The organism is Stutzerimonas marianensis, assembly GCF_022810315.1.
Taxonomy (GTDB): domain Bacteria; phylum Pseudomonadota; class Gammaproteobacteria; order Pseudomonadales; family Pseudomonadaceae; genus Stutzerimonas; species Stutzerimonas marianensis.
On sequence record NZ_JALGRD010000003.1, the window covers coordinates 126,201 to 152,580 of the forward strand.

Annotated in this window: 24 protein-coding genes; 13 read left to right on the top strand and 11 right to left on the bottom strand. The window is 63.2% G+C overall.

The window, feature by feature from the left end:
• Nucleotides 1–31: 31 nt before the first annotated feature.
• From MST27_RS06410 to MST27_RS06420, 3 genes are all read left to right on the top strand, one after another.
• On the top strand, nucleotides 32–424 hold the full coding sequence (locus MST27_RS06410) for a hypothetical protein (protein WP_243605174.1): 393 nt from the start codon (nucleotides 32–34) through the stop codon (nucleotides 422–424).
• Nucleotides 425–511: 87 nt separating this feature from the next.
• Nucleotides 512–853 carry a hypothetical protein gene (locus MST27_RS06415; RefSeq protein WP_243605175.1) on the top strand — a complete coding sequence of 114 codons (342 nt, stop codon included), beginning with the start codon at nucleotides 512–514 and terminating at the stop codon, nucleotides 851–853.
• Nucleotides 854–943: 90 nt separating this feature from the next.
• Entirely contained in the window at nucleotides 944–1,396 is a 453-nt protein-coding gene (locus MST27_RS06420; RefSeq protein WP_243605176.1) for a hypothetical protein, read from the top strand.
• A gap of 114 nt (nucleotides 1,397–1,510) precedes the next feature.
• Here the strand turns inward: MST27_RS06420 and MST27_RS06425 are convergent, their stop codons facing one another.
• Both MST27_RS06425 and MST27_RS06430 read right to left on the bottom strand, forming a co-directional pair.
• Nucleotides 1,511–2,299, bottom strand: coding sequence for an alpha/beta fold hydrolase (locus MST27_RS06425; RefSeq protein WP_243605177.1), 789 nt, complete (start codon nucleotides 2,297–2,299; stop codon nucleotides 1,511–1,513).
• Nucleotides 2,300–2,374: 75 nt separating this feature from the next.
• The gene (locus tag MST27_RS06430; RefSeq protein ID WP_243605178.1) at nucleotides 2,375–4,006 is read right to left on the bottom strand and encodes an AMP-binding protein; all 1,632 of its coding nucleotides are present in this window, start codon (nucleotides 4,004–4,006) and stop codon (nucleotides 2,375–2,377) included.
• Nucleotides 4,007–4,217: 211 nt separating this feature from the next.
• On the opposite strand from MST27_RS06430, the gene MST27_RS06435 reads away from it, so the two are divergent.
• On the top strand, nucleotides 4,218–4,394 hold the full coding sequence (locus MST27_RS06435) for a hypothetical protein (protein ID WP_243605179.1): 177 nt from the start codon (nucleotides 4,218–4,220) through the stop codon (nucleotides 4,392–4,394).
• A gap of 9 nt (nucleotides 4,395–4,403) precedes the next feature.
• On the opposite strand, the gene MST27_RS06440 is transcribed toward MST27_RS06435, so the two are convergent.
• On the bottom strand, nucleotides 4,404–5,273 hold the full coding sequence (locus tag MST27_RS06440) for an AraC family transcriptional regulator (RefSeq protein ID WP_243605388.1): 870 nt from the start codon (nucleotides 5,271–5,273) through the stop codon (nucleotides 4,404–4,406).
• A gap of 261 nt (nucleotides 5,274–5,534) precedes the next feature.
• On the opposite strand from MST27_RS06440, the gene MST27_RS06445 reads away from it, so the two are divergent.
• The 4 genes from MST27_RS06445 to MST27_RS06460 all read left to right on the top strand — a co-directional run bounded on the left by MST27_RS06445 (nucleotide 5,535) and on the right by MST27_RS06460 (nucleotide 8,277).
• Entirely contained in the window at nucleotides 5,535–6,299 is a 765-nt protein-coding gene (locus tag MST27_RS06445) for an SDR family NAD(P)-dependent oxidoreductase (RefSeq protein WP_243605180.1), read from the top strand.
• A 190-nt stretch (nucleotides 6,300–6,489) separates the two neighbouring features.
• Nucleotides 6,490–6,702, top strand: coding sequence for a hypothetical protein (locus MST27_RS06450; RefSeq protein ID WP_243605181.1), 213 nt, complete (start codon nucleotides 6,490–6,492; stop codon nucleotides 6,700–6,702).
• A 25-nt stretch (nucleotides 6,703–6,727) separates the two neighbouring features.
• Nucleotides 6,728–6,979, top strand: a complete 252-nt coding sequence (locus MST27_RS06455) for an Atu4866 domain-containing protein (protein WP_243605182.1) — start codon at nucleotides 6,728–6,730, stop codon at nucleotides 6,977–6,979.
• Nucleotides 6,980–7,365: 386 nt separating this feature from the next.
• Complete coding sequence (locus MST27_RS06460) at nucleotides 7,366–8,277, top strand: AraC family transcriptional regulator (RefSeq protein WP_243605183.1); 912 nt, start codon at nucleotides 7,366–7,368, stop codon at nucleotides 8,275–8,277.
• A 70-nt stretch (nucleotides 8,278–8,347) separates the two neighbouring features.
• Here MST27_RS06460 and dctM read toward each other — a convergent pair whose 3' ends face one another.
• Nucleotides 8,348–9,628, bottom strand: a complete 1,281-nt coding sequence (gene dctM / locus MST27_RS06465; protein ID WP_243605184.1) for a C4-dicarboxylate TRAP transporter large permease protein DctM — start codon at nucleotides 9,626–9,628, stop codon at nucleotides 8,348–8,350.
• Nucleotides 9,628–10,254 carry a TRAP transporter small permease gene (locus tag MST27_RS06470; RefSeq protein WP_243605185.1) on the bottom strand — a complete coding sequence of 209 codons (627 nt, stop codon included), beginning with the start codon at nucleotides 10,252–10,254 and terminating at the stop codon, nucleotides 9,628–9,630. Before MST27_RS06470 ends, dctM begins: the two co-directional genes overlap by 1 nt.
• A gap of 663 nt (nucleotides 10,255–10,917) precedes the next feature.
• Here MST27_RS06470 and MST27_RS06475 point away from each other — a divergent pair.
• Complete coding sequence (locus MST27_RS06475) at nucleotides 10,918–11,697, top strand: TerC family protein (protein WP_243605186.1); 780 nt, start codon at nucleotides 10,918–10,920, stop codon at nucleotides 11,695–11,697.
• 124 nt (nucleotides 11,698–11,821) lie between these two features.
• Here the strand turns inward: MST27_RS06475 and MST27_RS06480 are convergent, their stop codons facing one another.
• On the bottom strand, nucleotides 11,822–12,595 hold the full coding sequence (locus tag MST27_RS06480) for an IclR family transcriptional regulator (protein WP_243605187.1): 774 nt from the start codon (nucleotides 12,593–12,595) through the stop codon (nucleotides 11,822–11,824).
• 116 nt (nucleotides 12,596–12,711) lie between these two features.
• Between MST27_RS06480 and hmgA the strand changes: the two genes are divergently transcribed.
• Both hmgA and fahA read left to right on the top strand, forming a co-directional pair.
• Entirely contained in the window at nucleotides 12,712–14,016 is a 1,305-nt protein-coding gene (gene hmgA, locus MST27_RS06485; protein ID WP_243605188.1) for a homogentisate 1,2-dioxygenase, read from the top strand.
• A gap of 1 nt (nucleotide 14,017) precedes the next feature.
• Entirely contained in the window at nucleotides 14,018–15,337 is a 1,320-nt protein-coding gene (fahA, locus tag MST27_RS06490; RefSeq protein ID WP_243605189.1) for a fumarylacetoacetase, read from the top strand.
• A 313-nt stretch (nucleotides 15,338–15,650) separates the two neighbouring features.
• Here fahA and MST27_RS06495 read toward each other — a convergent pair whose 3' ends face one another.
• From MST27_RS06495 to MST27_RS06510, 4 genes are read right to left on the bottom strand one after another with little or no spacing between them, the layout of a single operon-like run.
• The gene (locus tag MST27_RS06495) at nucleotides 15,651–16,703 is read right to left on the bottom strand and encodes a hypothetical protein (protein WP_243605190.1); all 1,053 of its coding nucleotides are present in this window, start codon (nucleotides 16,701–16,703) and stop codon (nucleotides 15,651–15,653) included.
• Between the two features lie 3 nt (nucleotides 16,704–16,706).
• A complete protein-coding gene (locus MST27_RS06500; RefSeq protein WP_243605191.1) occupies nucleotides 16,707–16,955 on the bottom strand; it encodes an acyl carrier protein in 249 nt (82 codons plus the stop codon).
• Nucleotides 16,952–18,871, bottom strand: a complete 1,920-nt coding sequence (locus MST27_RS06505) for an HAD-IIIC family phosphatase (RefSeq protein ID WP_243605192.1) — start codon at nucleotides 18,869–18,871, stop codon at nucleotides 16,952–16,954. The genes MST27_RS06500 and MST27_RS06505 overlap by 4 nt, the downstream gene beginning before the upstream one ends.
• Before the next feature lie 18 nt (nucleotides 18,872–18,889).
• Complete coding sequence (locus tag MST27_RS06510) at nucleotides 18,890–20,428, bottom strand: MBOAT family O-acyltransferase (RefSeq protein WP_243605193.1); 1,539 nt, start codon at nucleotides 20,426–20,428, stop codon at nucleotides 18,890–18,892.
• 483 nt (nucleotides 20,429–20,911) lie between these two features.
• On the opposite strand from MST27_RS06510, the gene MST27_RS06515 reads away from it, so the two are divergent.
• Both MST27_RS06515 and MST27_RS22740 read left to right on the top strand, forming a co-directional pair.
• The gene (locus MST27_RS06515; protein ID WP_243605194.1) at nucleotides 20,912–22,594 is read left to right on the top strand and encodes a methyl-accepting chemotaxis protein; all 1,683 of its coding nucleotides are present in this window, start codon (nucleotides 20,912–20,914) and stop codon (nucleotides 22,592–22,594) included.
• A 227-nt stretch (nucleotides 22,595–22,821) separates the two neighbouring features.
• The gene (locus MST27_RS22740; RefSeq protein WP_243605195.1) at nucleotides 22,822–24,783 is read left to right on the top strand and encodes a HAMP domain-containing methyl-accepting chemotaxis protein; all 1,962 of its coding nucleotides are present in this window, start codon (nucleotides 22,822–22,824) and stop codon (nucleotides 24,781–24,783) included.
• 113 nt (nucleotides 24,784–24,896) lie between these two features.
• Here MST27_RS22740 and MST27_RS06525 read toward each other — a convergent pair whose 3' ends face one another.
• The gene (locus MST27_RS06525; RefSeq protein WP_243605196.1) at nucleotides 24,897–26,237 is read right to left on the bottom strand and encodes a short-chain fatty acid transporter; all 1,341 of its coding nucleotides are present in this window, start codon (nucleotides 26,235–26,237) and stop codon (nucleotides 24,897–24,899) included.
• Between the last annotated feature and the right edge of the window lie 143 nt (nucleotides 26,238–26,380).

Genomic DNA, 26,380 nt, shown 5'->3' on the forward strand with positions numbered 1-26,380 from the left:
CCCGCCCCTTAACCAAACGTTAGAGGCAACTATGCTAGAAACAGTTATCGCCGTTATTAGCGGACTAACAGCACTCGGAAGTTTATGGTTTACAGAAAAGCAATGGCGAAAAATAAACAAGAAGATAGCCATGATCACAGATGCAGGCGCCGCTATTGAGGTTTTGCCCGCTTGGTACACTGCTCGAATGATGCAAGATCAATGGTATTTCGGTTTGAGAACAGTCGATGGTCATGTAATCGCTATCAGCAACATAACCGCCATCTCCGATGACGGAAAATGGATGGACGTAAATCTACTAACCGACGATGAAATTCCTGACTGTAAGAAAACAAATTTCATAACTGCTGTCGCAGATGACAGAAGAGCTGCATCTATCCAGATAGAAAAAATTGTCTTTGCATACGACATTATTACGAGTTAGATCTGTCTCTAACAACTGGTTCAAACCGTTCGCTGCGCTCACTGGGACTGGCTAAAGCCAGCCCCTTAACCAAACGTTAGGCTGTAGATGAATCCAGAGCAGGTTGTTGTAGTCGGAAAACTAATCGGGTTGGCAGCTATCCTGCTACAAGCCATTGCCCTGTTCATTTCCTCGCGGCTAGATTTCGGTGACCTAAGTATCAAGGTGGCCGAAGAGAAGCTACCTGAAACTATTTTTTTGGACGCTTACAATACCGCAAAATCTGGTATGACCCGCTCAATAACTACTGAAGAACTCAACCTAAGGATTTTGCAGTCTAGCCGTTCAGCTGTGAATAATCGCCGACTATTAAAACTAGTCGTAGTAATCATCGGTATCAGCTTGGTTTTTCAGATACTAGCTGCGGTTGTAGATATCTACGTTACCTAGGTCGCCATGGCCTATCCAGTGGTTTAAATCGCTCGCTTCGCTCACTGGGACGGGCTAAAGCCCGCCCCTTAACCAAACGTTAGGTATCACATGGAAACCAGCTTCTCAGCCAGGGTATGGAACTGGTATGCAGATGATGAGTATGAAAAGCTACTTTCGTTCCTACAACTCTGCTACGGGCTAGAATTTCTTGCACTCGAAGCAAAACAGCAGAGCGAATCGATACCATACTGCCCCGCATGCGAAGTGTGGAGCGAAAAAATATTAAGGATTAAAGATTTTGCTGACGATTACGGAAATGACATTCCAGCTTATATAAAAAACGAGTTACTCTCAATATTTGAAAGCTGCGAAAATTTAAGCAGTGATGCATTCCACTGCGATGATCAATTTATGTTTAGCCATAATGAATGGGCGAGCATTAGAAGCGCCGCCATTAATTGTTTGTCGCGCATTGAATGGTGTACTTTACAAACATATGCGCACGAATTTGAAGGGCGAGCTAGAAATGTTCTTTATGGCGTACCGTACCAAGAAACCTAACTAGTGGTTCAAATCGTTCGCTTCGCTCACTGGGACGGGCTAAAGCCCGCCCCTTAACCAGGCGTTGGGTCACACACAGTGAAAGCCGAAAAATTCGCTGTCCCAGCACACTCACTAATCCTCCAAACACCCAACAAACCCTGCAATCGCATCGACGACCAGCTCCGGTCGCTCCCGGTGGGGGACGTGCTGGCAGCCCTTCAGCAATAACGTCTCTACACGACCGGTTGCGAGTGCGGCGATGCGGTGGGCGTGGGTGACGGTGCCGTATTCATCGTCTGTGCCTTGGATGGCGAGGAGCGGGCAGGTGAGGGTGGGGGCGCTGGTTTGGATGGTCCAGTCGGCGTAGCTGTCGGACAGCCAGGTATCGATCCAGGCGGCGAGGATCCATTCGGCTTTGTCGCCATGGTATTTGCGCAGGCGTTCCAGTTGGCCTGGTTCAGCGAAGGCGGCCTGGGTCTGGCGGATGCCGTGGCGGGTTCGGTCTTCGACGAAGGCGAGGGCGGCGATGGTGATCAACGCCTGGCAGTGGCGCGGATGATGTGCGGCGAGGCTCGAGGCCATGATGCCGCCGACGCTGTGGCCGAGGGCGATGAAGTGTTCGATATCAAGCATGTCCCGCACTGGCGGGAAGTATCGCTGGGCTTCGTCACGGATGAAGTGATTCGACCAGCCCCCGGGGTGTGGGGCTGAGCGGCCGAAGCCGAGTCGGTCGTAGGCGATGACGTCGCGCTCGCAGGCCAGGGCCAGGCGTTCGGGGAAATCGCGCCATAGCTCGACGCAACCGAGCGAGTCGTGCAGCAGGACGATCGGGGTGCGATGGGCATGGCGGGTGCGCCAGCGGCGGGAGAATACGTCGCCATGTTCGGTCGGCAGGTAGCGGTCTTCGGTCGAAACGATCATGGCGTCGAATTACCGGTGAGCGGCGTGGCCTTGCTGCAGCCCCGCGCCATGGCGGCGGGGCTGGGCGAGGTGTGTTCAGCTTGCGGCGGCGGTGGGTTGTTGGGCGGCTTTCTCGCGATCACGCAGGAGGAACCGCTGGATCTTGCCGCTTGGCGTTTTCGGTAGCTCGCTGACGAATTCGATTTCGCGTGGGTAGGCATGGGCAGACAGGCGCTGGCGGACGTGTTGCTGCAGCGCGTCGGCGAGCGCCTTGTCGCCCGTCTGGCTCGGATGCAGCACGACGAAGGCTTTTACCAGCTCGGTACGCTCCGGGTCAGGCTTGCCGATCACGGCCGCTTCGACCACGGCCGGGTGCTCGACCAGGGCGCTTTCGACGTCGAAAGGACCGACGCGGTAGCCCGAGGTGGTGATCACATCGTCCGCGCGGCCGACGAAGCTAATGCTGCCATCTTCGTTCAATTCCACGGTATCGCCGCTCAGGTAGTAGTCGCCGACGAAGGCTTTGGTGCGGGTGCCGAGGTAGCCACCGAACCAGAGCAGCGGGGAGCGTGTGCGATCCAGCGCGAGCATGCCCGGCGTGCCGGGCCCGAGTTCGCGTTGCTGTTCGTCGAGTACCACGACGCGATGCCCGGGCATCGCGTAGCCGGCGGTACCGATGCGGACGGGATGGCTGAGCGCATGGTGGTTACACAGGACCATGCCCAGTTCGGTCTGGCCGTAATGATCGTGAATGGTGCAGCCCAGGCCGCTGCTGAACCAGCGGATGACTTCAGGTGTGAGCGGCTCGCCAGCGCTGCTCACCGCGCGCAGGCGGCCCTTTATGCAGCCTTCCACCTCTTCGCGGGCGGCGAGCAACAGGCGGAAGGCCGTGGGCGAACCGGCCATGTTGGTGATGCCGTATTCATTGACGATGCGGCTGGTGCTTTCGACGGTGAAACCGCCTTCGTAGAACAAGGTGCTGTGGCCCATCGCCAGGGGACCGGTGACGGCGTAGTACAGGCCATAGGCCCAGCCAGGGTCGGCGATGTTCCAGAAGCTGTCTTCGGGTCTGAGATCGACCGCATCACGCATATAGGTGACGAAGGCGACGATGGCCTTGAGCGGAACGTGCAGCTGCTTTGCGGGGCCGGTGGTGCCAGAGGTGAACATGGCGAGGAAAGGCGCATCGTCGTGCAGCAGCACCGGCTCGAAATCGGTGGAATGACGGTTGACCTGGGTCCAGAAATCATCGGCGCCGTCGCCCACCACCAGGCGCTGGGGCGTCGCTTCGATGGCGTCGAGCTTTTCGCTGTTGGCGGTATCGGTCACGACGAGCTTCGCGCCGGACTCCTTGATTCGGTGTTCGACTGCCTTGGGGCCGAAGGCGGTAAAAAGGGGCTGGTAGATCGCGCCCGCGCGCCAGGTGCCGAGGATGGTGATCAACAGCTCCGGTGTGCGCGGTAGCAGGCCGGCGACGGTATCGCCCGGTTCGATGCCCTGGCTGTGAAGGAGATTGGCGAAGCGAGCGGCGGCGTCCTTCAGTTGTGCGAAGGTCCAGGTCGCACGTTGGCCGTCGCGGCCTTCCCAGACGAGGGCGATCTTGTCGGTATCGGCATGCCGGTCGCAGCACTCGACGCAGGCGTTCATCGCGCTCAGGTCGCCGTACAGGAGGGTGGAGACGGTCTGGTCGTAATCGAACTCGCTGGCCGCTGTGGCATGGTCGCGCATGGCTGGCTCCCGGTTTCTTGTTATTGGATGCCCGGATATTGGCGCTGGCGGGTAGCGTCAACAATGGCAAAAGCCTGCAATCTGGATGAGCGGTTTGGACAAGTCGGGCCGCCCGCGACCCGAGCCGGTTCGAACCGACGGCCGACCCGCACGAACTCGCCCGGCGCGCCTCCAAGCCAGGAGCCCATCGCATCCTTTCCAGAGGTGTTCCATGAGTATCGACCCGCTCGACAGACCGCACGACCAGCAACCGGTGCCGGGGCAGGACCAGAACCCCAGCCATGCCCCCGAACCGGATTTCGTCACCGACAACCCGGACGTGCAGCCGGATACCGCGCACGACCGCAAGCCTGGCGACCCATCCGGAGCGCCGACGGACGCGCGCTGAGAACCGGCGTCACGCCTGGCGGTAGACGCTTGGTGTGACGCCCACTTCGCGGCGGAATACCTGGGAGAAGTGGCTGGGGCTCGAGTAGCCGACCTCCATTCCGACGTCGATGATACTGCGGTCCGTTTCGCGCAGCAGTCGCCGGGCGCGTTCCATGCGCAAGCGAATGAAATACCGAGACGGGGAAAGACCCGTGGCGTGCTTGAACAGGCGGCTGAAATGGAATTCGCTCAGTTCCGCGATCTTGGCGAGGTCGGCCAGATGAAAGTCCTCGGCCAGGCCAGCCGTCATCCGCTCGATGACGCGCCGCAGTTTGTACGCCTGCAGCGCGTTGCGGCGTGGACGCTGGCCACCAGTGCCGCGGTAGCGGCGCACCAGGTGTACGGCCAGCGCCTGCGTCAGGCCCAGCACGAACATGGCGCTCGGCGGGCGTTCGTTCAACAGCTCCCGCCGTAACGGGTCGAGCAACAGGCGGACTAGCTCGTCTCGCGCCCCTGAGACGTCAGGAAATGCGACTGGCGGGGCTTCGGTGCCCAGCACTTCCCGAGCGGCGCGATCGATCAAGGGCAGGCCAAGGTACAGATGCATGACCTGGAAGGGTTCGGCTCCCTCGGTCTGCCAGCGCATTTCATAGGGCTCGCGGGTGTGGGTGAGGAAGAAGTCGCCCGCGTGGACATGAACAGCCGCCCATTCACCGCCCGGCGAACGCTCTTCGACCCTCGCCGCACCCGACATCACCCACACGAGCAATGGCTCCGCCACGACCGGCACCCACACCGGCTCGTTGATGGTCTGGTGGTCGAAGAGCAGCACCACGACATCCTTCATGGCCGGAACGAACGTCACACGCCGGGGCACGCCCGGCAAGGCGTGCAGCATCGATTCGGGGGAGCTGTGCGTCGCGTCAGGCAATGGACTCTGGCCCCATGGGTTATGTTTCCAGGCGGATAAATGGCTACAGATTAGCGCGCCGCAGCGAAGCGACCGGTAGCCGTTCGTCAACGAAGGTTTCGCAGTTCAGCGCAAAACCCCGACAGCTTTGGCAAAGCTGCGAAAGCCCGCCGCCTCCCGTTACGAGATCGTGAAGCCGTCCACGACGAGCCGCCAATGGCACGTCGACTCGCAAATGAGGAGAGCATCATGAGCAACATCAAGTATCCGATTCCCAACGAAGTCGAAGGCAAGGTTGCGCTGGTCACCGGCGCGGCCAGCGGTATCGGTAAGGCCATTGCCGAACTGCTGCACGCCCGGGGCGCCCAGGTGGTTGCCGAAGACCGGAACCCCGCCGTCGAGCAGCTGAGACGGCCGGGGCTGGAGCCGCTGGTTGCCGACATTACCGAGGACGGTGCTGCCGAACGCGCGGTCGGCCTGGCTGTGGAGCGCTTCGGCCGGCTGGACATCCTGGTCAACAACGCCGGCATCATCATCAACAAGAAGGTTGTGGACATGACTCGCGACGACTGGGAGCGCATCCAGGCGGTCAACGCCACCGCAGCCTTCCTGCACTGTCGCGAGGCGGTAAAGGCGATGATGCCTCACGGCTCGGGCGCCATCGTCAACATCGCGTCCTATGCGTCCTACTTTGCGTTCCCGACCATTGCCGCGTACACGGCGTCCAAGGGCGCGCTGGCCCAGCTGACCCGCACGCTGGCGCTCGAGGCCATCGAGCACGGCATTCGTGTCAATGCCATCGGCGTCGGTGACGTGGTGACCAACATCCTCAACGACGTAGTTGAGGACGGCCCGGGCTTCCTGGCCCAGCACGGTGAGAACGCACCGATTGGCCGGGCGGCGCAGCCGGAGGAGATCGCGGAGATCGTCGCATTCCTCGCCTCCGACCGCGCGAGCTTCATGGTCGGCTCGGTGGTCATGGCCGATGGCGGCATGACCGTCGCCGTCGGCTGACGCCCGGCCCGATCCAGCCGGCGTGGCCGGTCGAGCGGTCGGCCACGCCATACAGGATCAGGCAAGCCCACGACACCTTCGGCATAACGGTTCGTGGGCTCGTGTTCGTAGTCTGGATTTGCGAAACGGAAAGCACGAAGGGCAGGGAGCGGCCATTCCGAATCCGCTATTCGACTTGTGAGGACAGCACATGAAACGCATCACTCAATTTCTGATCGGTACCGCTTTCAGCATTGTCATGGCCAGCGCCGCCAGCTTTTCGCCAGTCGGTATCTCGATGGCCGAGGACGGCGCGGAGCGTACGCCTGGCTTTCGCGTGGTCGAAGAGGGGGCCGAGCGGACGCCTCGATTTCGCGTCGCCGAGGATGGCTCGGACAACACGGCCCTTGGCCGGATCGGCTGAACGGCGTTCACGCCCGGAGGTAGCCATGCAGACCTGTGAAACCGAGCACCATCCGTATTTTGGCCTTTGGGTCACGGCTGACGGTCACGTTCGCCACGAACTCTTGCCCAACGGCCGCTATGACGAGGCGCGCGGCACGCGAGAAAGTGCCTACCAGGGTCGCTATGAGGTGGAAGGCAACTACATTCGGTATTGGGACGATACCGGCTTCACTGCGGACGGCACCTTCCGCGACGGTGTGCTCTACCACGGCGGGATGGTGCTTTACCGCCAGTGAGTGGCACCGGGCCCGCTCCGTTGCAGCTGGCGTTAGGTCCGCGCTTGGCCAGACTGCGTTACGCTCGATTACGAGCCTCGACGCATACCTCGACACTCGCGAGAGGCATTCGAGCCGGTATCCCTGAGGGGCGTGGGCGAACAAGTTCGCCCCTACAGACAGACGCGGCCCGTTGGGGGCGATTTCGCCCCACAGCCAAACGCCAATGCCCGTAGGGGCGAATTCATTCGCCCAAAAAAATGGCGCCATCAGGCGAGCGCATCACCCTACAGGACGCCGGCTTCTTTGTCTGAACGCCGCGCGTTATGTTTCCACCTCACCTGGGTCGGGTTTCGGGTCGCGGTGGCTAGCGTCTGCTTAACTTGGCAATCGATGAGAGCTTCGACATGGATAACATTTCCACGCTTCAGGATATCGGCGCTTACCGGGCTGAACTGGCGCATCTGTTGATGCGGCGGGTCCCGGAGCCGGGCGCCTTCGAAACGGCGATAGCGCCGCTGCATGTGATTCGCTGCGATGCGCCATCGGAGCCCATCCACACGGTGCATCGCCCGGCACTCTGCCTGATCGTCCAGGGGCGCAAGGAGGTTGCGCTGTGGGATGAGCGTTACCTCTACGATCCACTCAACTACCTCGTGGTGTCGGTCACGCTCCCGGTGTCCGGTCAGGTGCTAGAGGCCAGTCCGGAAGTGCCGTATCTGTGCCTGCGGCTGGACCTCGACCCGGCCGAGATCGCCCAGTTGATTGCCGACGCGCCGCCTGCGGGTGTACCGGATGAGCCGGGTCGCGGGCTGTTTCTCGACAGCGTCGATGCACCGCTGCTCGATACGATGCTGCGCCTGGTACGCCTGCTGGAAACGCCGCGCGATATCGGCATGCTCGCACCGCTCGCGTTGCGTGAGCTGTACTACCGGCTGTTGCGCGGCCGCAGCGGGCGGCGCCTCTACGAGATCGCGCTGGGCGATTCGCAGACGCACCGGGTGACGCGCGCAATCGAGTGGTTGAACAAGCACTACACCGAACCGCTGCGGATCGACGAGCTGGCTCGAGTCGCCAACCTCGGCAATTCCACGTTGCATCACCGCTTCAAGGCGGTCACGGCGATGAGCCCGTTGCAGTACCAGAAGCAGTTGCGCCTGCAGGAGGCGCGTCGGCTGATGCTCAGCGAGGGGCTTGATGTGTCCAGCGCCTGCTATCGCGTCGGCTACGAAAGCCCGTCCCAGTTCAGCCGCGAATACAGCCGCCAGTTCGGTTGCCCGCCGTCGAAAGACATGAGCCGGATGCGCGATATCGCCTGACGCTGGTCGGGGCCGCATCGGCGGTAGTGGAAGAGGAAGCCCGGCCAGGCCGGGCTTCCTCGTGCGGTGCTTACATGCCCAGCCAGTTCGGCAAGGCGAGGGATACCGCTGGGATGTAGGTGATCACCACCAGGAAGCCGATCAGCAGCATCAGCCAGGGCATGGCGGCGCGAACCACCTGCGGCACGGACATGCCGGTTACCGCCGAGGTAACGAACAGGTTGAGCCCCACCGGCGGCGTGATCAGGCCGATCTCCATGTTTACCACCATGATGATGCCCAGGTGGATCGGGTCGATGCCCAGCTGCACGGCGATCGGGAACAGGATGGGCGCCAGGATCAGGATGATCGCCGACGGTTCCATGAAGGCACCGGCCACCAGCAGCACGATGTTCACCACCAGCAGGAACATCCAGGGCTGCAAGCCTGCTTCGAGCACCATCGCCGTGATCTGCTGCGGGATCTGTTCGGTCGTCAGCACATGCGCGAACAGCATGGCGTTGGCGATGATGAACATCAGCATGATCGACAGCTTGCCCGACTCCAGTACCACCTTCGGGCAGTCGCGCAGGGTGATGTCCTTGTAGACGAACAGTGCGACGAAAGCCGAATACACCGCAGCCACCGCCGCCGCTTCGGTCGGGGTGAACATGCCGGTGTAGATGCCGCCGAGGATGATGACCATCAACAGCAGGCCCCAGATCGCCTTGCGCGCCGCCGACAGCCATTCGGCGAAGGTCGCACGCGGAAGCGCCGGCAGGTTCTTCTTCACCGCGACCACATAGATCACCACCATCAGGATGATGCCCAGCAGAATGCCCGGCACCACGCCCGCCATGAACAGCTTGCCCACCGAGGTTTCGGTTGCGGCGGCGTAGACCACCATCACGACCGAGGGCGGAATCAGGATGCCCAGCGTGCCGGCGTTACAGACGATGCCGGCGCCGAACGCCTGCGGGTAACCCGAGCGCACCATGCCGGCGATGGCGATGGAGCCTACTGCCGCCACGGTTGCCGGGGACGAGCCGGACAGCGCGGCGAACAGCATGCACGCCAGCACGGCGCCAATCGCCAGGCCGCCGCGGATGTGGCCGACGCAGGCGTTGGCGAAGTCGATCAGGCGCTTGGCCACGCCACCGGTGGTCATGAAGGCGCCGGCCAGCAGGAAGAACGGAATCGCCAGCAGCGTGTAGTGCTCGGAGGTCTCGAACAGCTTGATCGCCAAGGACGTCACCGAGTCCGGGCTGAACAGCAGGATCGTCAGGGAGCCGGCCAGGCCGAGGGAGATGGCAACCGGCACGCCGATGAACATCAGCGCGAAGAGCGTGACGAAGAGAAAGAATATGGTCATTACTTCGGCTCCTCGGCGCCCAGTTTGACGGCTTCGGCGGCCTCGTCGGCCAGCCCCAGTCCGGTTTGCTCATTGCGTAGCAGGCGCACGAGGATCTCCGCGAAACGGATGAACACCAGGGCAAAGCCGATGGGCACGATCATCCCGATATGCCACTGCTTTACGCCGAAGTGGCCGAGGTCTTCCGCGCCGATAGCCGCGGTCAGCAGCGCCGAAATCCAATGGAAACTGGCAACGGCGAGCAGCCCGGCATACCCCAGGCAGAACAGGCAGGCGAGGATGCCGATGTAGCGCTGCACGTGGCGTGGCGCAAGCTTGACCAGCGCATCGACGCCGATGTGGCCGGCGGTGCGCACACCGTAGGCGAGGCCGAAGAAAATCAGCCAGGCGAACAGTGCCTTGGTCAGCGCGGTGCTCCAGGTCATCGACTGGGCCAGCCCGATGATGAAATCGCCGATAGCGAAGAACAGGTCATCGCCCGCCGGAAAGCGGTCTCCGAGGCTGTAAAACGCCGTATAGAGGTTGTTGAGGATGACGTAGACGAAAGTGACCAGCGTCATCGCGGCCAGCAGGAAGGCAATGAAGCCTTCCTCGAAATGATCCCAAGCGCGCCGCAGGGCGTTCATGGATGTGTCTCCAGAAATAACCAGCATGAGGGGGTGGCACGGGTGTGCCGGTCGGTCGGCCGTCCGCTAGCCGCGGCAGGTAGGCGAAACTCGTGGCTCCGTTAGACGAGCCGTAAGAACGATGACCTGTCGGTTATGCGCACGGTTGGGATCAGGATTGCCCTGACCGGGACCTCCGGTACTGACGAAAGCAGGGGCTCGAAAGCGCCATGGCAGCGATGGTGGGCATTGCATTTCCTCTTGTTGTGACGGGCCGACGCAGCGTCCCGGTGCATAGGGCTTGTTCTTGTTCGGTGATGGTTCGTCACCTGGTTGCCTCTGGAGCAAGGCGTATGCCATTCGTGCAACCGGAGCAGCGGGGTCGAGAAAGAAGGGGGACGAGGGGCAGAAAGCCGCAGCGGGCCTGTGGCCATCACATGCGGCAGCTGCTGGTTGGCCGGCCAACCGGAACAGGCAACGGCAGGGGCAACTTCCTTCAGGCGGAAAGCCGCCATTAGTGCAGCTGCGAAGAGGCGGAGTTTCGCCGTGTTCGGTGCGCAGCCGTCTTCGGCATGACTTGATACAAAAAACCGACTGCGCCGAGTCAGCGTTCGCCGGGTCAATATGGCTATGATCCTCCGCCCGCAAAGCGGGCTTACGACTGACCAAACCTAGAGACCCTTGATGGAATCGCTGATCCAGCTTTTTTCCGAACCCACGACCTGGGTGGCATTGGCCACGCTCATCGCCATGGAGGTGGTGCTCGGCATCGACAACCTCATTTTCATCTCGATACTGACGAACAAGCTCCCCGAGCAGCATCGCGAGCGGGCGAGACGCATCGGGATCGGCCTGGCGCTGATCATGCGGCTGGGCCTGCTGGGAACCGTGGCCTGGATTGTCCAGCTCACCGAACCGGTCATCGAGCTGTTCGGCCAGGCCTTCTCGTGGAAGGACATGATCCTGATCGCCGGTGGCCTGTTCCTGTTGTGGAAGGCGACGAAGGAAATCCACCACAGCATGGACCCGACCCCCGGTGGCGACATGTTCGAAGGCAAGGCCGTCGGCACCACCGTGACTATGAGCTTCGGTTCAGCCATCGCACAGATCCTGCTGCTGGATCTGGTGTTTTCCGTCGACAGCATCATCACGGCGGTCGGTATGACCGATCACGTCGCCATCATGGTGATCGCCGTGATCGTGGCGGTGACCGTCATGCTCGTCGCCGCCAACCCGCTGGCCAACTTCATCAATGAAAACCCCACGGTGGTCATGCTCGCCCTGGGCTTCCTGTTGATGATCGGTATGACGCTGATCGCCGAAGGCTTCGGCGCGCATGTGCCCAAGGGCTACGTTTACGCCGCCATGGCGTTCTCGGCGGCTATCGAGGCGTTGAACATGCTGGCGCGGCGTGCTAAGCGCAGGCAGATGGAGGCGGGGCACAAGGCGGATGGCTCCGCTTGACGCCCCACTGAGCTTGATCCGAAAGAGCCCAGCCTTTGCGCTGGGCTTTTTTATGGCCGCTGGGCGCTAACGCAGAAAGCCGGGTGCGTCGAACAGGGTAATAGAAGTGACGACGGGGCCCTTGTCAGGCCCCGAGTCGGGCGCTGATGTTGCGCGCGATTTCCAGCAGTCGCTGCGCCTGCGACCCGTCGGGCGTAGCCGTGAAACCGGGTTCGGCACCGACGATGGTGATGACCCCAGCCAGTCGCTGCTGGGCGCCGAACAGCGGGGCCGAGAGCGCATTGACGCCAGCCATCAACAGGCCATGAACGGCCTGCACATGGGTGCGTTGCAGCCTTTCCATGGCGCTGGTCATCTCTGAAGAGGAAGGCGCCGAGGGCTGGCTCATCTCCTGCTCGCGCAACAGGGCGGTCTCCGCGTTCGGCAGAAAGGCGTTGAACACCAGCCCGGTCGACGAGCCCAGCAAGGGCAGTACCGAGCCCACCTGTGTCACCAGCGTCACGGCGCGTACCGCCTGTTCCACGTGTACGACGGTCGGGCCGCGGTTCCCCCAGACGGCAAGAAAGCAGGTCTCGTTGAGCTCGTCGCGCAGCTGCGCCAGATGCGGCGTCGCGAGCTTGACCACGTCCAGCCGACCCAGCGCCGCGAGGCCGACGAACAAGGCGGCCCGGCCAAGGCCGTAATGGTTGGTCAGCGGATCCTGTTCGGCGTAGCCGCTGGCCATCAGCGCCTGCAAGTAGCGGTGAACCTTGCTCGCGGGCATGCCGACGTGCTCGGCCAGGCGCGACAGCGAGGTCGCGGGTGCCAGTTCAGCCAGCGCCGTGAGTATGTCGGTGCCTACTTCGGCGGCTTGTACCTTCTGCCGGCGAGGCGCTGTGTCCGTATTGCTGTCTGCCATGGAATCCACTGCCTGTATGGCGCCTGCTCATGAAGCCGCTGTTTATAGCTTGACGCTCATGTCGAGTTCAAATTACTTTTTGCGTAAATGCGTTACGCAAAAAGTGAGAGACGGCCATGCCATTACAAGAACAAGCCCGCGAAACCGCTCGTTACCTCTCCGGCTTCGGCAATGAATTCAGCAGCGAAGCCTTGCCGGGCGCGCTGCCGGTCGGGCAGAACTCGCCGCAGAAGGTGCCCTATGGGCTGTATACCGAGTTGCTCTCGGGCACGGCGTTCACGGTGCCGCGCAGCGAGGCGCGGCGGACTTGGATGTACCGCATCCGGCCATCGGCCAACCATGGCCATTATCAGCGGCTGGACCGGCAACTCGGCAGCGAGCTGGGGCCGATCACACCCAATCGCCTGCGCTGGAACCCCCAGCCGTTCCCTGACACCGCGACCGATTTCATCGACGGGCTGACATGCGTGGCTGCCAACGCCGAGCCCGGTCAGCCGACCGGCGCGAGCATCTACCGCTATGCCGCGAATTGCTCGATGGAGCGGGTCTTCTTCAACGCCGACGGTGAGCTGCTGATCGTGCCGCAACAGGGCGCGATGAGGCTCGTCACCGAGCTGGGCGCACTCGAGGTGGCGCCGCTGGAGATCGCCGTGATCCCTCGCGGGATGCGCTTTCGCGTCGAGCTGTTGGGCGCGACGGCGCGGGGCTACCTCTGTGAGAACCATGGCTGCGCGCTGCGCCTGCCGGATCTGGGGCCGATCGGCAGTAACGGCCTGGCCAACCCGCGCGATTTTCTTGCGCCGGTCGCCCAGTACGAGGAGCGGGACGAGCCCGTTCAGCTGGTGCAGAAATTTCTCGGCGAACTCTGGGCGACCGAACTGGACCATTCGCCTTTGGATGTGGTCGCCTGGCACGGCAACAACGTGCCGTACAAGTACGACCTGCGCCGCTTCAATACCATTGGCACGGTCAGCTTCGACCATCCCGACCCGTCGATCTTTACGGTGCTGACTTCACCCAGCGCCATCCATGGCATGGCCAATATCGACTTTGTCATCTTCCCGCCGCGCTGGATGGTGGCCGAGAACACCTTCCGTCCGCCGTGGTTCCACCGCAACCTGATGAACGAGTTCATGGGCCTCATCGACGGCGCCTACGACGCCAAGGCCGATGGCTTCTCGCCCGGCGGCGCCTCGCTGCACAACTGCATGAGCGCTCACGGGCCGGACCATGTCTCGACTGAACAGGCGATCCGAGCCGAACTCAAACCGCACAAGATCGAGAACACCATGGCCTTCATGTTCGAAACCGGCCAGGTGCTTCGCCCCACTCGCCAGGCGCTGGAAAGCCCCGAGCTGCAGCAGGACTACGACAGCTGCTGGGCCGGCCTGACGAAAACCTTCGACAAGAACAGGAAATGACATGACCGGACATCCCCAACATGCAGCCCGTAGCTGGGTCGAATCGGCCAACGACCACCCGGACTTCTCCCTCGCGAACCTGCCGCTGGGTGTGTTCAGCCGTGACGGCGACGAACCGCGTGGGGGCGTGGCGATAGGTGATCGCATCCTCGACCTGCGTGCGGCTTGCGAGGCCGGCCTGTTCCTGGGCCAGGCACTGGACGCTGCGCAGGCCGCCAGCGGCGACAGCCTCAACGCCTTCTTTGCCCTTGGCGCACCTGCACGCAAGGCGCTGCGCGATGCGCTGCAGGCGCTGCTTGGCGAAGGCAGCACGCAGCGCGAGCAGCTACAGCGCATGGGCGAGTCGTTGTTGCAGCCGATGGAGCGTTGCCGACTGCATGTCCCGGCCCGGGTGGGCGACTACACCGATTTCTACGTCGGCATCCACCACGCCAACAATGTCGGCAAGCTGTTCCGTCCGGACAACCCATTACTGCCGAACTACAAGTACGTGCCCATCGGTTATCACGGCCGGGCATCGACCATCGATGTGTCCGGCGCCACGGTGAAACGGCCGAATGGACAGACCTTGCCGCCCGGGGCGAGCGAGCCGACGTTCGGTCCGAGCAAGCGGCTCGATTATGAGTTGGAGCTGGGGATCTGGATCGGCCCGGGCAACAGTCGCGGCGAGCCGATCCCGATCGGCAGGGCGGCGGACCATGTCGCCGGGTTCTGTCTGCTCAACGACTGGTCCGCCCGGGACCTGCAGGCCTGGGAATATCAACCTCTGGGCCCGTTTCTGTCGAAGAGCTTCGCCACCAGCGTGTCGCCCTGGGTGGTGACACCCGAGGCGCTCGAGCCTTTCCGCTGCGCCCAGCCGGCCCGACCCGAAGGCGATCCGCAACCCTTGCCGTATCTCTACGACCAGGGCGACCAGCAGCAGGGCGCGCTGGATATCGAGCTGGAAGTCCTGTTGTTGACCGATGCCATGCGGAGCAAGGGGCTGGCGGCGCAACGCATCGCGCTGAGCAGCACACGGACCATGTACTGGACGGTCGCGCAGATGGTCACGCATCACAGCGTCAACGGCTGCAGCCTGCAACCGGGCGACCTGTTCGGTTCGGGAACCCTGTCCGGCAGCAGCCCCGAAAGCCTCGGCAGCCTGCTGGAGATCACCCAGGGCGGCAAGCAGCCGCTCGAGCTGGCAAACGGCGAGAAGCGCACCTTCCTGGAGGATGGCGACGAAATCATTCTCAAGGCGCGTTGCCGTCGGGATGGCTATGCCTCGATCGGCTTCGGCGAGTGCCGCGGTCGCGTGACCGCCGCGGCTGGGATGGCGTGAACGAGGTAGGTTGCCCATATGGTGCGGCGTAGGGCGAAGGCGTTCGTACAAATGCGTGCCGGTGTTGTTGTGGTTGGGCGAATAAAGTCGCCCCTACGGTGGGGCGCGAAGGGGCTTGTCGAAGGCGAGCCTGGTGGTGGGTGTTGTGGTGGTTTTGGGCGAATGAATTCGCCCCTACGGGGGGGTGAAGGGGCTTGTCGAAGGTGAGCCTGGTGGTGGGTGTGGGGTTTTGGGCGAATGAATTCGCCCCTACGGTTGATGTAGGGGCGAACTTGTTCGCCCGGCGGGGCTGCGATGAATTGGCAGCGCCCAGTTATTCGAGCCCGGCGGTTTCCAGGCCGTTCGGCGCGGCTGGGCCGGTCGCGGCGCGGCGCATCTGTTCAGCCAAGGCGAGGGTGAAATGCTGGGCGGCTGACCAGCGCAGGTGCACCGCATCGACGAAGGCGTTGTCCGGCGTGCGCCAGTCCTTGTCGGCGTTCCAATAGGTGCCGTGGTCACCCAGGCTTGCCTGGATGCGCTGGTCGAAATCGGCCATGAAGGTGCCGTCCGGATCGTACCTTTCCTTCCACTCGGGATGCAGCGGTGTGGACACGACCATCAGTTGCTGGCCGCTCTGCTCCAGCCGTTCGCGCAGTTGGCGCAGGGCCGCGAAGCAGTTGCGGTCCAGCGCTTCGGGGCGGCCATAAAGCAGTTCGCGAGTGTTGTCCGTCACCAGCGGACCGTCGCCGTGGCGGTTGAAGACCAGCGGATCCCACTCGATCTGCCCGGCGCGCTGGGCCTTGACGGTCAGGGCGTTGCGGGCGAGTGACTGGGGCGCAAAATAGCGCATGTAGTAACCCCAGGGCGAGGCATCGCCATAGACATAGGGGTCGACATGCTCGCGGTTGAAGACCGCCGTCGGCACGCGCCAGCAACCGGCGAAATCCTGCGGGTCGGCGATCATCACCACGCTGCGAATGCCGGGTTCGCGGTCGAGCAGCCATTGCCCGACGTAGGTGGACTGGTTGGCGAACAACCCGCAGAAGGCGCCGTTCATCGGGCGCAACTCTGGCATCGCCTGGGTCAGGGCGTCGCCGTCGACGTGACGCCAGGCCACCGATGAACCGATCACCAGCAGGTTGGGCGAGCGGATCGGGTTGGCGCGCAGGAAATTCAGCTTTTCGTCCACGCAGAGGTTGTTGGAAAACGCCGGCGGCGGCAGGTTGCCGGTGCGCTCCAGGGTGAACAGTGTCAGGCAGAACAGCGCCAGGGCGCCGACTAACCCGAGGAGGACCGACAGCAGGTAGCTCGCTCGTATTCCGCCCGGCGCGCTGGCCGCACGGGTTGCCTCGTCCTCGGCGCGGGGAAGCTCTGCTGCCTGGATCATGATCTATCTCCCTTCGAGCTTGGCGCTGATGACCTGGGCGAAGTGGCCGACGTTGCGCAATGATTCGAGCTCGGCCGTGCGGAACTTGATGCCGAAGCGCTGCTCGGCCGCCACGGTGAGCATGACGTGGGTCTGGCTGTCCCAGCCGTCGATGTCATTGGCGGTCATCTCCGGGGACAGGACGATGCTGTCGTCGTCGAACACGTCGTGGAAAACCGGGGTGAGTGCCTTGAGAACTTCTGCTTCGGTCATGCCTTTACCTCGATGAAAGGGTTGGAAGTGCGGGGGCGGGTCAGGTCGTAGCGCCAGAAGGTCGCGTCGACCGGGGTGTCGGCAGGCGCCGGATGCTGGACGAACCCAAGGCGCGGATAGTGCTCGGCGACCATGGCGTTGCGCTCGGTGGGTCGGTACTCGCCGATCAGCGCGCCATAGCCGACGGCGAGGGCGGCGGTGGCGAGCACATCGAGCACGGCCTCCTCGACCTGGCGGCCAAGCACGCGACAGCTCATCAGCCAGCTGTCGATCAGCAGTTCGTCTTCAGCAAGCGACTCGTCCGGGCGAGCAAGGACCACGCTGATCAGGCCGTTGTCGCCGAACTTGTCCGCCAGCCGGATCGCCAGCGCCACGGACCGCGGGTCGCTGGCGATCCGCTCTACCTCCGCCTCGCTGTAGCGGCGCGTGGTGAGGTTGAACTGATTGGTCTTGTTGATCAGCTGGGTGCTGCGCGCGAGCTCGGCGGCGCCGATGGGCGTGGCCGTCAGCACCATCTCCAGGCCACGCAGGTAGCCTTCCATGTCGGTGGCCTGGTTCATCGCGGCCTTGCGCTCGGCATTGAGCGCATAGTTGCGGCCACGGGTGGCGTCGTCTGAAGTAAAGGAGGCCGCCTCGAAGTAGCCGGCCGCGGCGACACGGGCCGGGTAATCGGCGACGTCGTCCGGCAGTTCCGGCACGGCCACCTCGGGCAGTTCCCGGCGCACGATGTCGCGCTCGGCCGGGTTGTCGTCGACGAAGACCAGGCTATCGAGGCCGATGTCGAGCATCGAGGCGATGCGCCGCAGGTTGCCGGCCTTGTCGTCCCAGTTGGCGACGAAGGCGGCGATGTCGCTGCGCTTGAGCGCCATTTCGGGATGATCGAACGCGGCTTCGGCGACGCTCAGGTCATTCTTGCTGCACACCGCGAGGATGATGCCGCGCCGCGCCAGGAGCGCCGCGTAGCGCTGGAAGGCGAGAAAGGCTTCGCCGCTGGGCGAGCCCTGGCCGAGGTGGATACCCTCGACGCCATCGTCACCGACCACGCCGCCCCAGAGCGTGTTGTCCAGATCCAGCACCAGGCATTTGCGGGACAACCCGATGCTGGCTGCCGCGATGCGTGCCAGCTGGTCGCCATACAGCGGTGCCAGGTGCGGGCTGACCAGTTGCTTGGCCTGATGCCAGCGCAGCGGCTCGGCCAGGCCGTCGCCGTAACTGCCGCGGGCCGCTTCCCAGGCGAGATCCATGAGCAGCACGCCGTCTTCACGAGCGGCCTGGCGGATGGCCGCGTTGAGTCGCTCGATCAGCGCATAGGGCGAGGCGGGCACCAGCGCCTCGAAGGACCCGAACAGCGGTGGGTCAGCCGGCACGATCGTTTGCTGCACCACCTGCGCGGCGTGCCGCTCGCGGGCACGGCGCCAGAGCAGACGCAGCTCCTCGACACGCTCGGCGACGGCGGCATCCACCTCCTCTTGCGAGGCTTCCAGCGGCAGTTGCAGCGGCGCGTCGCGGGCATCCAGCGCCAGCAGGGTCAATTGCGGCGCGAAGGCGCTGAGCTCGGCATCGTCCATCAGCAGTGCCTGGCGGTACAGGCCATAAGGGGCGACATGCGCCGACACCGCCAAGCCGCGTTGCAAACCGGCGACCCGGATCGCCGGGACCAGATGATCGACCGTATGCGAGGCGAGCAGGGCGATGCGTAGCGGGCGCAGCCCTGGCGCACTGCATTCCCCGGCGGCGACGGCGCGCAGACCTTCGCTGGCCAGACGGTCCAGGCGCGTGGTCTGGGTGAAGTCGCGGCGGAAACCGGCGAGCCGAGCCGCCTCGGCCAGGCGGACCATGGCGTCGGGTTCGCGTTTGGCCTCGCCGATGGCGGCGCCGAGATCGGGGTGTTGCGCCAACCAGAGAAGCTGATCCATGAGCAACGGACTCCTTGTCTAGAACTGAAAGTAGAGGAACTCGGTAGGGGCGACGGAGAAGGCCACCGCGAGGGCGAAGAAGCCCATCACGCCAATGGCCAGGCCGATCACCGGGCTGGGGCTCCAGACGGCGACGGGAAACCAGCGCAGCAGCCAGTGCTCGCGCGGTGGCGCATCCAGCGCGGTGCGCACGCGCGCCATCCACTGCTGCACGTTGGGCATCAACCAGACGAAGGCGAGCAGGATCGCCAGGGTCAGGTAGTCGGACTTATCGAATCGGGTCGTCAACTCGCTGAGGCCGACCATGCCGGACAGCATCGCCAGCGCAGCGCCAACGTTGTCGGCCCGGAAGAACACCATCGCCACCACGACACTGAGGAAGGTCAGCAGCACCGCGCCGCCGTGATGCAACGGCTTGTCGCTGTCGAGCGGCAGGCCCTGGCGGGCCTTGAAGGCACGAAAACCATGGGCGACGACCAGGTAGAAGCCATGCAGCAGCCCGAACGCCACGAATTGCCAGCCGGCCCCGTGCCAGACACCCGAAACGAACATCGTCAGCACCGTGGGGTAGGCGACCAGCACGACAAAGGTGCCGAGGCTCATCTTGCCGCGACGTGGCAGCGGCTTGCCTGCGGCCATCCGCGAACGGGTGATGCGCATGACGATGGGGTTGTAGAGATAGGCGGTGAGAAACCGCGTCAGCGTCATGTGCCAGCGTGACCAGTAGTCGATCACGTTGTGCGCCTTGAACGGGCTGTTGAAGTTCACCGGCAGGCGCAGGCCGAACATCAGACCCAGCCCGATGGCCATGTCGCTGTAGCCGGAAAAATCGAAGTAGATCTGCAGCGTGTAACTGAGCGCGCCGAACCAGGCATCGTAAAGGGCGGGCACCGTGCCGTCGGCGGCAACAGCGAAGATCGGCGAGGCATTGGCGCCCAGCGGGTCGGCGATGATCACCTTCTTGAACAGCCCGAGCAGAAACACCGTGAGCCCCAGCGACAGGTTGTCCAGGCGCGGTCGGAAGGTCGATTCGTCCTTGAACTGCTTGAGCATCTCGCCGTGATGGGTGATCGGCCCCGCGATCAGTTGCGGGAAGAAGCTGATGAACAGGCAGTAATTGACGAAATCGTGTTCGCTGACCTCGCCATCATGAGCGTCGACCAGGTAGGCGATCTGCTGGAAGGTGAAGAACGAGATCGCCAGCGGCAGGATGATATCGCCGACGGACCAGCCCAGCCCGAATGCGTCATCGAGCGTGCCGAACAGGAACCCCGTGTACTTGTAGTAACCCAGCAGCGCCACGTTCGCCGCCACGCCCAGCACCAGCACGGCGCGCGAGGGGCGTCGCATCAGCAGGCCACCGAGCAGGTAGTTGAAGACCATGCTGCCGACGAGCAAGGGCACGTAGGCAGGGTTCCACCAGCCGTAGAACACCAGCGAGGCGAGCGTCAGCCAGACGGCCGCGTAGCGCTGTCGGCCACTGCCGGCGAGCAGGATGAAGCCCAGCAGAACAACCGGAAGAAAACCGGCGATGAATACCATGGAGTTGAAGAGCATCGTCCCTATCCTTGCCCAGGTGTATCCCAGTGCCGTCCTTTCAGGCCGGGACGGCGGCTGCATCCATGAGCCCGCTTCGACGATTGCGGTCGACGCGTGACGGCTCACCCCCAACGAACGATTTCGCAGCCAGGCTTCGTTCCTTAGTCGCTACTTCGGAGCCAAGTCCCAGTCCCTAGATGCGACAGGGACTTGTAAGGAAAAGTTGCGCCGTTCATCTGCCGGCAAAACCTGGCGGACAGACGGGAATGTGCGGGTAAAACAGGCGAAACGGTAGTTTTCAGACCGAGTCCCGTCTTCTGCCGGCTTTACCGTGGCTGCCGTGTACGGGGCACCGAAAGGAGGTCGTCGCGGTACAGCGAGCGGTCAAAAAATGGGCCGCTCGTCACATTCCTGATGCCGACCAGCGGAGCGGGGTGAACTTTGCGGCGGGTCAGCCGATGACCCGGGAGTAATCACACTATCTATGTGGATGCTCATCCCATGCGAATCACACTGAAACTGAAAGTTCTGCTGCTGGCGTTGGTCCCGGTCACCCTGTTCGCGCTCGTGCTCAGTGGCGCGGCGGCAAAGATTCTCCACTCGCTGGCCGAGGAAGAGATCGAAACCACCCGTGAGCGGATGATCGACGACGCCCGCGCGCGGCTCGAAGACTACATGCGCATCGGGGTCAGCAGCGTTGCGCACCTCTACGAGCCGGCCGCGCAGGGCGATATGGCCAGCCGTGACCAGGCCATCGCCATTCTGAAGAAGATCAAGTTTGGCAAGGACGGCTACTTCTTCGGTCACGATTCGAACGTGGTCCGCCTGTTCCGCGGTGAGAGTCCGGTGGACGTGGGCGTCAACCTGAGCGACCGTCGCGATTCCAACGGCGTGTATATCAACCGCGAGTTGGTTGCCGTGGCGAAGAACAACACCTACTACGTGAACTATTCCTCGCCGTTGCCGAGCAACGAAAAGGTGCAGGTTCCGAAACTCGCCTACAGCTACTACCTGCCGAAGTGGGATCTGGCGCTGGGCACGGCCGTCAACCTGGACAACATCGAAGCGGCCCTGGACGAGGTGCGCAAGGACATCGACAGTCGCGTCAATTCCATCCTCAGCAGCATCCTGGCGATCGCCGGCATCATGTTGGTCGCGCTGGGCATCGCCGGCGTAGTCATCAGCAACTCCATCGTCAAGCCGATCCAGGTGATCCGTGCTCAGCTTGATGACATCGCCGCCGGCGACGGCGACTTGACCCATCGCCTGCCGGAGAACCGCAACGATGAGCTCGGTCAGCTGGCGAGCTCGTTCAACCGTTTCGTCGGCAAGATCCACACCATGGTCAGCCAGGTCGCGGAGATGACCGGCCAGCTCACCGGCATGGTAGCCGAGGTAGCGGCGCAGGCGCAGCGCTCCGAAAAGGCCATGGAAACCCAACGGCAGGAAACCGATCAGGTCGCCACGGCGATCAACGAAATGTCGGCTGCGGCCCAAGAGGTTGCACACAGTGCTCAGGGTGCCGCCGAAGCCGCGCAGCAGACCGACAAGGAAGGCCAGCAAGCCAAGGCCGTGGTCGATTCGAGCATTCGCCAGATACATGCGCTGGTCGAGGAAATCCGCAGCAGCGGCACCTCGCTCGACGAGCTGCAGCAGGATGTGCACGCCATCGTCGGCGTGCTCGATGTGATTCGCTCGATTGCCGAACAGACCAACCTGCTTGCGCTCAACGCCGCGATCGAGGCAGCGCGTGCCGGCGAGGCGGGCCGCGGTTTCGCCGTGGTCGCCGACGAGGTTCGCGCGCTGGCCAGTCGTACCCAGCAGAGCACCCAGGAAATCCAGGGCATGATTGACCGCCTGCAAACCGGCACCAAGCAGGCCGTCGCCGCGATGGGGCGTTCGAGCGAAGCGGGCGACGCCAGCAGCGCGCAGGCCAACCAGGCCGGTGCCTCGCTGGATGCGATCGCGCAGCTGATCGCCACCATCAACGGCATGAACGCGCAGATCGCCAGCGCGGCCGAAGAGCAGACCGCGGTGGCGGAAGAGATCAACCGCAGCGTTCATCAGATCGCCACGGCGGTCGAGAACGTCGCCGAGGAAACCCAGCAGGGCGCGCGCACCGCGCAAAATCTGGCCAGCGTCGGTGAGCGTCTCGGCGGCCTGGTGCGTCAGTTCCGCATCTGAGATCACGCCACGCGTTTCTCATCGCCAATAAAAAGCCGGCACCTTGTGTGCCGGCTTTTTTATGCCCGACTGCTTGTCCCTGGTTTGCTTTGGTCTCGAGCGAGGGAAGGGCGTGGTGCCCGTTCAACTGTCGGAATAGTGTCGCCTGTTTATTGACCTTACATGGCAAGAGCTGTACAAAGCGCGTCGCGGCATTAATGCTTGTACAACTTTTCTGGAAGGTACCTATGAGCGGGCTACGTAGTCTCTTGCTTGACCTGAGTGTCAGGCGCAAGTTGTTGGCAGGCTTTGGCGTGGTGTTGACGATTACGCTGATCATTGCGTGGATCAGCTACGAATCGTTGAACTCGGTCTTCGACCGATTCGGCAAGATCAATCAGGTCGCCGATATCAAAGCCCTGGTCGCGGACGCGCGGCAGGGAGAAAAGAACTACCTGCTTCGCCGTGACCCGAGGTTTCTGGACGAGGCACGCACCGCGATCGATATGACGCAGCAAATCGCGCTGACCGCTCGCGAGGCGTTTTCCAGCGCTCAGAGCATCGAGCTGATGGACCGCATTCAGCGTGACGGTGAGGCGTATCAGGCCAGGCTCGCGGAGTTTGCCGAGGCGATGCGCAAGACGCAGCTCGCCGAAGACAACATGGAAGCGGTCGCTCGGGACGCACATGCGGGCTTCAACACAGCCGAGGCGGAACTGCGCAGGCGTGTGGAGGAGCAAATTCTGGCCACGGGCGACGCCGAAAGCATTCAGACACTCGACCTGTCCACGCAAGCATCTCAGCTCGCCAAGCAGCTCTCCGATACTCGGCGACTCGAAAAGAATTTCGTCATCGGCGGTCAGGCGCGAGACGCAGAGGCGCTTGTCGCCCAGCTCGATACCTCTGCGCGGGCTGGCGCGGCGCTGGCTGCCGAGCTTCCGGTTGGGCGTAGCAAGGAGGCGCTCGAGGAGGCGCTTGCCCGTCTGGGTGAATACCGATCGGAATTTGTCGATTACCGTAACGCGCAAGCGGAGCGAATCGCCAGTGAGCAGGAGCTTACCGAGTACGCGCGGCAGATGGTTGAGGTCGCTCAGACCGCCTATGCGAGCCAGGTCGAGGAGCTTCGTGAAGAGCAGGGCCAGGTGCGCATGGTGCTTGTCGGCGCGACCGTGGTGGCGCTGGTGCTGAGCGTGCTTTGTGCCGTGCTCATTACCCAGATGATCGTCGGCCCGTTGCAGCAGGTGGTGTCGGTCGCACGCCGCATCGCCGAGGGCGATCTTTCGGCCGATCTCAAGGATGATCGGCGAGACGAGCTCGGGCAGTTGATGCAGGCGATGCAGCAGATGACGGAAAGCCTCCGCCTGCTGATTTCGCGCCTGTCAGACGGTATTGCACAGTTGGCGTCGGCGGCCGAGGAGATGTCCGCTGTAACCGAACAGACCAGTGTTGGCGTCGGGCAGCAAAAACTCGAAACCGATCAGGTCGCCACGGCGATGAACGAGATGACCGCCACCGTCCAGGACGTGGCCCGAAATGCCGAATCGGCGGCCCATTCCGCTTCGTCTGCCGACATCCAGGCGCAACAGGGCCATTCGGTCGTCAAGCAGACCATCGATCGAATCGAAGCCTTGGCTCGTTCCATCGAGGAGTCGTCGGAGGCGATCGAGCGGCTCAAGCACGACAGCGCCGGCATCGGCAATGTGCTCGATGTGATCAAGACGGTCGCCGAGCAAACGAACCTGCTCGCGCTCAATGCCGCAATCGAAGCCGCTCGTGCCGGAGAGGCCGGGCGAGGCTTCGCGGTTGTGGCTGACGAAGTGCGGGGTTTGGCGCGTCGCACCCAGCAATCCACTACCGAAATCGAACAGCTGATCGTCGCGCTTCAATCCGGTGCCGAGGGCGCCGTGGAAGTCATGGGCAAAAGCTGCGCGCTCGCGGACCAGACTGTCGAGGCCGCGCAGCTGGCCGGTGAGGCGCTGAATGCGATCAACAGTGCCGTATCGAGCATCCAGCAGATGAACCAGCAGATCGCGACTGCATCCGAGCAGCAAAGCGCGGTTGCCGAGGAGATCAACCGGAGCGTCTCGAACATCCGCGACGTGGCTGATCAGTCGGCGGCGGCCACGGCGCAGACATCCGCAGCGAGCGCCGACCTGGCTCGGCTGGGAAGTGAGTTGCAGGCGCAGGTCAGCCGGTTCCGTCTGGCCTGAGCCTGGCGGCGCACAGCGCGCTGCGATCCACGATTCGAAAAAAAGGCCGGCATCCATGGATGCCGGCCTTTTTTGTTCATGTGACGCCGACGGTTTGCAGCGACTTTCGCGCCTTAGCCGAAGAAGTAGAGGCAGCCCGAAATGACCAGACCCGAATAGACCAGCATCAGCAGGCAGTAGCCCATGATGTCGCGCGCGCCAAGGCCAACGATGCCGAGAATGGGCAGCGCCCAGAACGGCTGGATCATGTTGGTCCAGGCATCGCCCCAGGCAATCGCCATGGCGGTCACGGCGGGAGTCACGCCGAGGGCTTCGCCGGCTGGCAGCATGATCGGCCCTTGCACCGCCCATTGGCCGCCGCCGGAGGGTACGAAGACGTTCACCAGTCCGGCGCTGAGGAAGGCGAGGACGGGGAAGGTGTCCGCCGACGACCAGGCGATGAAGGTATCGGTGACCTGCTTGCCCAGCGAGAGCCCGTCGGCATTGGCGCCGACCATCATTCCCATGATCCCGGCGTAGAACGGGAACTGGATGACGATGCCGCTGATGCCGCCGATGCCATCCTGTACCGCGCGCATGTAGCGCTCGGGCGAGCCATGCAGCGCGAGGCCGATGAACAGGAACAGGCCGATCACGATGTTCAGCGTCAGCGCAAAGCCGTTCTCGGCGAAGTAGTAGCCGAAGTACACCACGCCGAGTGCGACGATCAGCCCGTTGAGGATCCGGCTGTCGTCCAGGCGCTGGGCCATGGTTGTGCGCGGCAGGGCGTCGTGTTCCGGATCGCGCAGCAGGGCCGGATCGGCAACTTTCGGGTTCTTCGGGTGCATGGCCCAGTTGAGGATCGGCAAGCCGATGACCAGCAGCGCGATGATGGTCAGGTTCATGCTGGTGAAAAGCGTATCGCCGACGCCGATCGCGGCGGTAACGACGCCGCCCGTCATGCGCTCGAGGTCGGCACCGCCAGTGGCAAGTGACAGGGGGATCGAACCGGACAACCCGCCATGCCAGATCAGGAAGCCCGAGTAGGCCGCTGCCACCAGCAGTGGATAGTCGACGCCCTTCACTTCACGGGCCAGGGCGCGGGCGAACACCGCGCCGATCACCAGGCCGAAGCCCCAGTTGATCCAGGAGCCGGCCAAGGCGACCAGGGTAACCATCACCACCGCGCGCCCCGGCGTGCGGGCAGTGCGTGCAAGCCCGGCGAGCAAGCGGTGGATGGCTGGCGCACTCGCCAGGGCATGGCCGGTGACGAGGATCAGGGCCATCTGCATGGCGAAGGTCAAGAGGTTCCAGAACCCGGACCCCCAGTGCCTGGCCATGGCCGGCAGGCCCTGGCCGGTAACGGTCATGCTGGCGACCAGCACGATAAGGCTGAGGAGGATGGCGAAGACGAACGGCGAGGGGAGGTAGCGTTGTACGAGCTTCACACTCGCCGAGGTGATGGCGTTGAGCATGGATTGGTCCTTGTTTTTATTGCTATGTGTGGTGGTTGTCGCGGTTGAACGCTGGCGCTGGCTCTGCCTGGGACATGCGCTGCGGGGCAGCGCCGTCGTGGCCCGATCCCGGCTGATAGAGCTGCTGTAGAGGGGCGGGCTCT